The organism is Bathymodiolus platifrons methanotrophic gill symbiont (assembly GCF_002189065.1).
Taxonomy (GTDB): Bacteria; Pseudomonadota; Gammaproteobacteria; order Methylococcales; family Methylomonadaceae; genus Methyloprofundus.
In genome coordinates this window covers 1-1,898 of sequence record NZ_BDMN01000185.1, presented here as the reverse complement: position 1 = coordinate 1,898, position 1,898 = coordinate 1, and the positions used below count along the sequence as shown (strand labels likewise).

At 36.8% G+C, this 1,898-nt stretch carries 2 protein-coding genes and 1 pseudogene; all 3 read left to right on the top strand.

Going from position 1 to position 1,898, the window contains the following annotated elements:
• Nucleotides 1–801: pseudogene (locus tag CDZ78_RS11160) on the top strand (transposase); the annotation flags it as partial.
• Between the two features lie 560 nt (nt 802–1,361).
• Entirely contained in the window at nt 1,362–1,634 is a 273-nt protein-coding gene (locus CDZ78_RS11155) for a hypothetical protein (protein WP_087868120.1), read from the top strand.
• Between the two features lie 47 nt (nt 1,635–1,681).
• Nucleotides 1,682–1,898: ISAzo13-like element transposase-related protein (locus CDZ78_RS11150; protein ID WP_444979204.1), on the top strand; the 217-nt coding region annotated here is incomplete at its 3' end.

Below are 1,898 nucleotides of genomic sequence, written 5' to 3'. Positions count from 1 at the left end.
ATATCACGTTACTTCAAGAGGTGACGGTCGAGAAGATATTTATCTTGATGAGGAAGATAGAGAGCTGTATTTGACAGTACTTGGAGAAGTGTGTGACCTCTTTAATTGGTCAGTACATGCCTGGTGTCAAATGACCAATCATTATCATATATTGGTTGAAACGCCTGATGCAACTTATCCCAAGGAATGCGTTATCTAAATGGTGTTTATACCCAGCGCTTTAACCGTAAGCATTTACGTGTTGGTCATGTTTTCCAGGGGCGCTTTAAAGCTATATTAGTTGAGAGAGATAGTTATTTACTAGAGCTAGCCCGTTATATTGTATTAAATCCGGTTCGCGCTGGGATGATTAAAAGCGCTGAACAATGGAATTGGAGCAGTTACCGAATTACTGCTGGGCTAACAAGCCCTCCTGACTGGTTTGACCGAGAGTGGCTACTAAGCTGTTTTAGTAAAAACGAAAAATCAGCAATAGAGAGTTATATGCAATTTGTAGCGAATGGGGTGCAGCAACCATCTCCCTGGGCAATGTTGAAAAATCAAATTTACCTTGGTTCGGATGAATTTGTTGAGAAGGTACAAAATAAAATTTCTGGAAAAGGTTTGTCAGAAATACCAAAAATTCAAAGGCGCCCCATTCCCAAGAGTCTTGATGAGTATGACTTAATTGCAAACAACAGAAATGAGTCGATATTAATGGCCTATCGAAGTGGTGGATATAGCCAATTACAAATTGGTCAGTATTATTCGTTGCATTATTCAACGGTGAGTAGAATTATACATAGTGGAATGCAAAAATAAAGACCTGACCCCTACTTTGACCCAAAAATAAAGACCTGAACATCCCTCTGGAAATTTCAAGTTTTAATTTAAAAACAATCAATATATTTGGCATAATCATCAGCCTCCCTAGTCAAGCCAGAGAAAAAATTAGACTCGGATACTGATGTATCTAGTATATTGTCAAGTCGTGCTTTTTTATCATTTCATTAAGCTCAGCATAAACGCATCTCTCTTGAGTTGTTAAGCAGCCTTTACTATTTGTTCCCGAATGGGCTCAATATAGTCACGGTCATGACGTAACATAGACCAGATGACTCGTGATATATGTCGCCCCAAAATTAGGTGATAAAAGTCGGATTAAGATAAGTGATTATTTTTTAATATCTCAATAATTTTTTCATCGCTAATATTGTCTAATTCAGGTTTTGAATAAATTGACATTAAAAACAGCTCGTTTTGTTGACCAAGGTAATAATAAGGAATGTGCACGAAATAACATCCTGAAGCAGCCAAGCTTGAATAATGAAATATCTCCCCTAAATTAAGGTTATCTTAATTTATTACTCAGTGGTTGTCTTATGTCATTTCCTTATAAAAAAAATATCGAAAAGTCGATGAAGAAATTTTATGACTCACTTTGTGAAAAAAATAAGCGACGGTATGCCGCCATTGAAAGTGAAAAATTATCTCATGGTGGCGTTAACTATATTTCAGCTTTATTAGAGTGTGACCCAAAAACTATCCGCCAAGGAAAAAAAGAACTCACCGAATTAGAACTGGATATAACAGGAATCAGACAACCTGGAGGCGGTCGAAAAAAAAGACCTCTACCCCTGAATACAGTGGAATAGATCAAGACTTTTTAGATATTCTTCAACAGCATACAGCAGGCAATCCAATGAATTCATCTATTAGGTGGACTTATCTAAAGCCGCGTGAAATCGTCAGTGAATTATTAAAAAAGGGTTATTCTGTCAGTCGTAATATCGTTCGATATTTATTAAAAAAACATGAATATGTTAAGCGCAAAGCCCAGAAAAACATTACGATGGGTGGTCATCCTGACCGCAATGCTCAATTTGAAAATATTACCCAATTGAAGCAGGACTACCTGG